Raw genomic sequence first — 7,632 nt, forward strand, 5'->3', positions numbered from 1 at the left:
TGGTACTCGTCGCCAGTATCCGCCAAAGCCCACTGGGCCGATATTGGCGGATCCCCGAGTACCTGCCCGACACCCGACTGAGTGACCAGGACGCCCCCGGGGTTGCGGGGTCCGCGGCGCAGCCAGTCCCCCAGAGCTGGACAACACAGGAGACACTGACCGACATGCCTCCCGTGCCCGGAGATGAGGGGCTCCGCCGCACCCTCACAGTTCCACCGGTCACCGACTCACCGCGGTCGGCCCGGCGGTTTGTCGTGGCCGCACTGCGCGGCCGGGTCGACCCGGATCTGGTCGACACCGTTCTGCTGCTGGTGACCGAACTCGTGACCAACGTCGTCGTGCACGCCGGCACCGACGCGACAGTTGACCTCCGCCATGACGCCACCGGGCTGGCGATCTCGGTCAGCGACCGCAATCCCACCACGTTGGGTGCCGCGCCGAGCGCCGACGACCCCGACCGGCTGACAGCGTCCGACCAGGCCTGCGACAGCCGGGCAGGCGCCAGCAGGGTCAGGAGGATCGAAGGCCTCCGTGAGAACGGTCGCGGCCTTGCGATGGTGGACGCCCTGGCCACGGCCTGGGGAACCGAACACGACCGCACCGGAAAAAAAGTCTGGTTCCGGCTTGATGCCCCCGTCCCCGACCAGGCTCCCCGCGAAGATCACGACGGGACACCCGTCGAGCCACCGCAACGGATGGCGGTGGACATCCTGCGGCCGGCGCGGCTGCTGGCTCCCGGTCTGGCCACCGCGTTGTCGACCGAGGACGAGGTCCGCGAACTGCTGGCTCAGCTCGTGGACGCCCTACCGACGTCCGCCGCCGGCCTGGTACGCAGGCCCGGCCGGGCCAAGAGCGCGGCAGCGGAGGTGGTGGCTACCTGCGGCCCGACCGGCGCGGAGCGGGACGCCCGTCGGATCCCGCTCGAATCTCGGGATGGAATCGTCGGGGAACTCCTGCTCTGGTCACCACTCCCGCCGCTAGGCCCTGGCCCTGGCCCCTGGAATGGGAACGCCGCCGGAGCGCTCGAGGGCCAAAGGGCGCGCGACGATCGTCAGATCGCGCGCCCGCAGGCCGCAGTCCACGGAGCGCTCGAGGAGCGGATCGCCGTGGTCACCCGCTGGATGGCGTTGACGCTCGGCGGCGCCAACCTGCGGCGGGCCGAGGAACGACGCATCGGCATGCTCTCCTTCCTCGCCGAGGCGTCGGACCTGCTGGCCGGCAGCCTCGACACCGAACGCAGCCTGGCCCTGCTCGCCCGCCTACCCGTACCGCGGCTGGCGCGGTGGTGTGCGGTCTACCTGCTACGGGAGGACGGCGCGGTGAAGCTCGCCGCCGTCGGGCACGTCGACGAGGCCGAGGCGGCAGACCTGTCGGCCTGGGCCGGCGATCCGGTCGGACCGCTGGCCCCCCAGGTGCAGGCGGCGCTCGCCGACACCGTGCGCGTCGCCACGATCAACGGCTCACCCACGGTGATCGCGACGATGCGGGCCCGTCGCCGGGTGCTGGGCGTTGTGGCTCTCGGCCGAGCCGTGGGCAACAGCTTCCAGGCCGACGAGATCGAGCTGCTCGCAGATCTCGCCCGCCGCGCGGCGTTCGCCGTCGACAATGCGCGGCTGTTCCGCCAGCAGGTGGAGGTGGCCAGCGCGCTGCAGGCCGGGCTGCTACCGCCGGAGCTTCCCAACATCGACGGGATCGAGCTCGGCTCCTCCTATCGCGCGGCCCGCGCCGGGCTGGAGGTCGGCGGTGACTTCTTCGACCTCGTCCCGAACCCGGACGGCGGATGGACGATCATCATCGGCGACGTCTGCGGCAAGGGTGCGGAGGCCGCGAACGTGACCGGGGTCGTGCGAGCCGTGTTACGCCTGTTGGCCGGCCAACGCAACAACCTGCCCGACATCATGATGGATCTCAACCGTGCGTTGCGGGACGCGGGTCATCCCAACTCGGCAGGTCAGGGGCGTTTCTGCACGCTTGCGGTGGCCGAGCTGCGCCCACTGGACGTGCTGGTGTCCGCCGGGTCGGACCCCGCCGCGGTGACGCAGCGGACGATCTCGATCTGCATGGCCGGGCATCCGCTGCCCATCGTCGTACGCGCGAACGGGACGGCCATGTTCGTCGCGGAGCCGGGAACGCTGCTCGGCGTACTCGACGACCACGACGTCGCCTTCCCCGAGGTACAGGTGGCGCTCGCGGCCGGGGACGCGCTGATCCTCTACACCGATGGTGTGGTCGAGGCCCGCCGCGGTCGGGAGCTGTTCGGCGACGAACGGCTGCTGACGGCCGTGCGTGGCTGCGCGGGCATGTCCGCCCAGGGCATCGCCGACCGGGTGCGGGCGTCCGCCGATCGGTTCGCGGGCGGACGCCTGCGAGACGATGTCGCGGTCGTCGTGGCCCGCATCCCGAAATGACGATCCGCGAACCACCGGTGACTCAGAAAAGACAGACAGCCGAACACTCGGCGTGGGTCCGTGACGAGCACCGGAGACGTAGCTACGCTGCGTCATACATGACCAACCGTCATCCGCTGGTAGACGACAAATGGCCCGGAAGCGCTTGGAATGGCCTGCCTGTGGGTAGACGTGTAGGGATGGCACCGCTCAAATCTGATGACTTATGAATACAAACGGGGTGTAAGCGGACATGGTGGCCCACGCGTCGTCCTTTCGGCCCTCGGCCACGCATGTGCTGGTCGAGCTTCCACACGTATCCAGCGCCGTTCCGCAGGCGCGCCGTGTGCTGCGAGAGCAGCTCACCGCGACGAACCTGACCGAGGACGCGGTGGGCACGGCGGAGCTCCTGGTCAGCGAGCTGGTCACGAACGCGGTGAAGTACGGCGAGCCACCCGTCTGGCTGCTGATCGAATTGCGGCCCGGCCTGGTGCACGCCTCCGTGTCGGATAGATCCATCGTGTTGCCCCACCGTCAACAGGTGGACCTCGGCAGTGAGGGTGGGCGTGGTCTGCTCGTCCTGGACGCTCTCGCGGGCAGTTGGGGAGCGGTGGCGGTCGACTCCGGCAAGTACCTCTGGTTCGATCTACCTGTCGAGCTGTGACCGCGGCGAGGGGGAAAATGCGTTTCCACGACAACCTGGCCTCGGCGGTCGGCGATACCCCGCTGGTCCGGCTGAACGCGGTCACCGCTGGCATCGCGGCGCCCGTACTGGGCAAGCTGGAGTACCTGAACCCGGGTGGCTCCGTGAAGGACCGGATCGCCCTGGCCATGGTGGCTGCCGCGGAGGAGTCGGGACAACTGCGGGCAGGTGGGACGATCGTCGAACCGACCAGCGGAAACACCGGAGTCGGCCTGGCAATCATTGCCGCCACCCGTGGCTACCGCTGCGTGTTCACCATGCCCGACAAGATCAGCGAAGAGAAACAGGCGGTACTGCGGGCCTATGGAGCCCAGGTGCTGGTCTGCCCGACCGCGGTCGCCCCGGACGACCCCCGCTCCTACTACTCGGTCGCGCGCCGGGTGGTCGCGCAGACGCCCGGTGCCTGGAGCCCGGACCAGTACTCCAACCCCCACAACCCGGCCGCGCACCGCGCCACCACCGGCCCGGAGATCTGGGCGGCCACGGACGGACGCATCACCCACTTCGTCGCCGGAATCGGCACCGGCGGGACGATCAGCGGAACCGGCCGGTACCTCAAGGAGGTCAGCGCCGGGCGGGTGGCGGTGGTGGGCGCGGACCCGGAAGGATCGGTGTACTCCGGCGGCAGCGGCCGGCCCTACCTGGTCGAAGGAGTCGGTGAGGACATCTGGCCGACGACCTACGACAAGACGGTGGTCGACCGGGTGGAGGCGGTCAGCGACCGCGACTCGTTCCTGATGACCAGAGAACTGGCCCGTCGCGAAGGCATCCTGGTCGGTGGCTCGTGCGGGCTCGCGGTCGTCGCGGCGCTGCGGGTCGCTCGGGAGCTGGACTCGGACGGCTGCGTGGTGGTGCTGCTGCCGGACTCCGGCCGCGGCTACCTGTCGAAAATCTTCAACGACGAGTGGATGTACGACTACGGCTTCCTCGACCGGCCGTCGGACGAACGGACCGTCGCCGAGGTACTGACCCGCAAGGCGTCCGACGCCGGCGGACCGCCTGAGCTGGTACATGTGCACCCCGACGAGACCGTGGGCGCGGCCATCTCCTACCTGCGCGAGTACAACGTGTCCCAGATGCCGGTGGTGCGCCAGGAACCACCGTTGCGCTCCGCCGAGGTGGCCGGTGCCGTCATCGAGCGGGAGCTGCTCGACGCCGTGTTCGCCGACCGCTCCGCCGTCGACGCGCCGGTCGCCACCCACATGTCGCCTCCGCTGCCCACGGTCGGTGCCGGCGAACCGCTGTCGGTACTGGTCGCGATCCTGGGCGCCGCCGCCGCCGCGCTCGTTCTCGAAGACGGCAACCCCGTCGGCATCCTCACCCGGTCCGACCTGCTCAGTTTCCTGGCGACCGGATGAACCGCCCAGACCACCCGGACGCCTGGACCGGCGCGGGGTTCGAGACGGTCGCGATCCACGCGGGACAGGATCCCGACGCGACCACCGGCGCGGTGGTCGTCCCCATCCACCCGTCCTCGACATTCGCGCAGGATGCGGTCGGTATCCCGCGCGGTGACTACGAGTACGCCCGGTCGGCGAACCCGACCCGCACGGCGCTGGAGACCTGCCTGGCCGCGTTGGAGGGGGGCTCGGTGGGCCTCGCGTTCGCCTCGGGGATGGCTGCGGCGGACGCACTGCTCCGTACCGTCTGCCGGCCCGGTGACCACGCGGTGATCCCGTCGGACGCCTACGGCGGCACCTACCGGTTGTTCGCACAGGTGTTCGCGCAGTGGGGCGTCGAGTACACCCCCGTGCCGCTTGACGACCCAGGCGCTGTGGCCGCGGCGCTGCGCCCCGGTCGGACGCGGCTGCTGTGGTGCGAGACACCCACGAACCCGCTGCTCGGCGTATCCGACATCGCGGTGCTCGCCGAACTGATCCACGCGGCCGGTGGCCTGCTCGCGGTCGACAACACCTTCGCCACCCCGTACCTGCAGCGGCCGCTGGCGCTCGGCGCCGACGCGTCGGTCCACTCAACCACGAAGTACCTGGGCGGCCACAGCGACGTGGTCGGGGGCGCCGTGGTCGTCGCCGATCCGGCGTTGGGTGAGCGACTGCGGTTCACCCAGAACGCCACCGGGGCGATCGCCGGGCCGTTCGACGCCTGGCTGGTGCTACGCGGGGCGAAGACCCTCGCGGTCCGGATGGACCGGCACTGTGCGAACGCCCGTCGCATCGCCGCGCTGCTGGCTGCGCATCCCGCCGTGACCACCGTGTACTACCCGGGCCTGCCCGATGATCGTGGGCACCCGGTGGCGGCCCGGCAGATGCGCGACTTCGGCGGGATGGTCTCGTTCACCCTGCGCGGCGGCGAGGAGGCGGCGGTCGAGGTGTGTCGGCGTACCCGGGTGTTCACCCTTGCCGAGTCCCTCGGCGGCGTCGAGTCGCTGATCGAACATCCGGGGCGGATGACGCATGTCTCGGTTGCCGGGTCGCCCCTGGAGGTACCCGCCGATCTGGTCCGCCTCTCGGTCGGCATCGAATCCGTCGAGGACCTCGTCGACGACCTGACAAAAGCCCTCGCCACGCTCGCCTGAGAACCGCTGGTACGAACCGGACGTTTTCGACTATCATCGACTCAGTCGTCCGGGCGAGCACCGACGTTCGGGCAGGCACCGGCGTCCGAGTAAGCACCGACCGGCGACCAACGCATTCGCAACAATAGCGTTGGTTCCGCATGCCGGCCGTCGGTTCCGCATGCCGGCACAGCCATGTATCGGTATGTCGACGTCGACAGCGGGGGCAGATCATGGGACAGAGAACCTCGGTCAGAATCATCACGATCTCCGCGGCAGCGCTCGCCGCGATCTTTCTCCTCGTGCTGGGTTTCAGCGCTCTGGGCTCATTCGACAAGACCGACGGTGGAGAGATCGCGGTGGTCCGCAACGGCGGTCCGTTCGACAACCACAAGATCAGACAGATCATCGACCCCGCCTCGGCACGGACCTGGGTCGGGCTCTACTCCGACAGTCACAAATATCCTGCCCAGCAACGTTTCTACACCATCACCGCGAAGCCGGACCAGGGCGACCGCGCCGGTGAGGACGTCGTGCGGGTGCCGTCCAAGGACGGCGTCGAGATGGGCATCGAGGGAACTCTCTACTTCTCCCTCAATCTCGATCACCAGATAATTCGTACCTTCGACGACAAGTTCGGCACCCGCAAGTTCCGATCATTCGTCGACCACAATGACTACAGCCCTTACGATGGAATTCAGGGCTGGTCGGCGTTCCTCGACACCATAATCCGACCGGTGATCGACAACGACCTGCGGGAACAGGTGAACACCTTCGGCTGCGCCGAACTCGTCTCCAGCTGCGCGCTGGTCCAGCTCGGAGCGAACCAGGGCGCCGGTAACGCCGCTCTTCCGACCGTCCCACAAGCGTCGAACAACGCCAACATCGCGAAAGTACAGACAGCGATCAATGAATCACTGGCTCGGGACCTCAGCGACACCCTCGGCGCGCCTTTCCTCGTCGGGCTGAAATTCAATCTGGTCCGCATCACGCTGCCGCAACAGATACAGGACGCGGTGAACAAGGCGCAGGCCGCCTTCGCCGGGGTGACCGAGGCGCAGGCGAGGGTCGCGCAGGCCCGCGCGGACGCCGAAGCCAACCGGGAACGCCAGGCCGGCTATGCGCAGTGCCCGGCATGCGCGACGATCGACCAGCTCAGGGCCATCCCGCCGACTGTCACGACCTTCGCGCCGGGATCCGGCTTCGCGATCACCTCTCCACAACGGTAGACGATCGCGATCCAACCAACCACGTGCACCGGATGGGCACCGGCCCTCCCTACCGCAGGACCCCGGCCCTGGCCGCGTGGATGACCACCCGCAGCTGGTCGGCGTCAGCGGGGACCTCGGCGGTGGCGTCCCACGACCAGCGCAGTGCCGCGACGTCCTCGCCGCGGACGTAGATCCGCCGACCCTCGTCCCCGACGTACCAGGTGATGGCGGCGGCCTGGGTCGGGTGCGGGGTGAGCAGCGTGACCGCTTCGTTCCAGGGCACCTCGGCACAGCGCCGCCGCAGCTGGTCAACGGCGTTGTCATGGTCGAACATGCATTCGCCAACCCAGGCTCCGGGGGCCAGCCGCATGGTGCCGGGGCCGCGGTCGACCCCTACCCGCTCGGTACCGAGACGGTGCAGAGCGAGTTCGAAACGGAATGCTTCGCGTACCCATTCCTCCCGGTCGCCACGCATCCAGGTGTCGCGCAGGTAGGCGGCGAAGGCGAGCACGGACAGCTCCGGCGCGGGGAAGAAGCTTCCCGGCAGCGACCCACGGCGGCGCCACTGCTCGCTGGCCAGGAAAGCCGCCATCCCGGGCGTGCCCTCGGTCGCGTAGAAGGCGACGAAGGTCACCGGGAAGGCGTCAAGCAGGTCGGGGGCGATCCGTCCGCGCCGGCGGCACGCGTCCCGGTGGAACCCGCCGGCGCGGACACACTCGCTGAGCAGTTCCGATTCGTCCGGGGGTAACGCCGCGAGGATTGCCCGGTGTCGTTGCGCCGGAGCGTACAGCGCATCCCAGGTGGCCTCCATCAACC

General features: G+C 69.2%; 6 protein-coding genes. 5 read left to right on the plus strand and 1 reads right to left on the minus strand.

Annotated elements, in window-relative coordinates; translation table 11 throughout:
- Window positions 1-164 precede the first annotated feature (164 nt).
- The 5 genes from U9977_RS15475 to U9977_RS15495 all read left to right on the plus strand — a co-directional run bounded on the left by U9977_RS15475 (window position 165) and on the right by U9977_RS15495 (window position 6,834).
- Entirely contained in the window at window positions 165-2,408 is a 2,244-nt protein-coding gene (locus U9977_RS15475; RefSeq protein ID WP_322749975.1) for a SpoIIE family protein phosphatase, read from the plus strand.
- Between the two features lie 232 nt (window positions 2,409-2,640).
- On the plus strand, window positions 2,641-3,051 hold the full coding sequence (locus U9977_RS15480) for an ATP-binding protein (RefSeq protein ID WP_322749965.1): 411 nt from the start codon (window positions 2,641-2,643) through the stop codon (window positions 3,049-3,051).
- 17 nt (window positions 3,052-3,068) lie between these two features.
- On the plus strand, window positions 3,069-4,448 hold the full coding sequence (locus U9977_RS15485) for a cystathionine beta-synthase (RefSeq protein WP_322749966.1): 1,380 nt from the start codon (window positions 3,069-3,071) through the stop codon (window positions 4,446-4,448).
- Window positions 4,445-5,626 (plus strand): cystathionine gamma-synthase, encoded by a 1,182-nt coding sequence (locus U9977_RS15490; RefSeq protein ID WP_322749967.1) that lies wholly within the window; start codon window positions 4,445-4,447, stop codon window positions 5,624-5,626. The genes U9977_RS15485 and U9977_RS15490 overlap by 4 nt, the downstream gene beginning before the upstream one ends.
- A 212-nt stretch (window positions 5,627-5,838) precedes the next feature.
- Window positions 5,839-6,834 (plus strand): SPFH domain-containing protein, encoded by a 996-nt coding sequence (locus tag U9977_RS15495; protein ID WP_322749968.1) that lies wholly within the window; start codon window positions 5,839-5,841, stop codon window positions 6,832-6,834.
- 49 nt (window positions 6,835-6,883) lie between these two features.
- Here U9977_RS15495 and U9977_RS15500 read toward each other — a convergent pair.
- Window positions 6,884-7,632, minus strand: a 749-nt coding sequence (locus U9977_RS15500; protein ID WP_322749969.1) for a hypothetical protein, incomplete at its 5' end; no start/stop codon positions are given.

The sequence above is a fragment of the Protofrankia sp. Cas8 genome (assembly GCF_963555845.1).
Lineage (GTDB): Bacteria > Actinomycetota > Actinomycetes > Frankiales > Frankiaceae > Protofrankia.

Bases quoted from the DNA above. Each gene is read 5' to 3' on its own strand.
- U9977_RS15475 (WP_322749975.1), top strand. From the start codon at position 165: ATGCCTCCCGTGCCCGGAGATGAGGGGCTCCGCCGCACCCTCACAGTT.
- U9977_RS15480 (WP_322749965.1), top strand. From the start codon at position 2,641: ATGGTGGCCCACGCGTCGTCCTTTCGGCCCTCGGCCACGCATGTGCTG.
- U9977_RS15485 (WP_322749966.1), top strand. From the start codon at position 3,069: ATGCGTTTCCACGACAACCTGGCCTCGGCGGTCGGCGATACCCCGCTG.
- U9977_RS15490 (WP_322749967.1), top strand. From the start codon at position 4,445: ATGAACCGCCCAGACCACCCGGACGCCTGGACCGGCGCGGGGTTCGAG.
- U9977_RS15495 (WP_322749968.1), top strand. From the start codon at position 5,839: ATGGGACAGAGAACCTCGGTCAGAATCATCACGATCTCCGCGGCAGCG.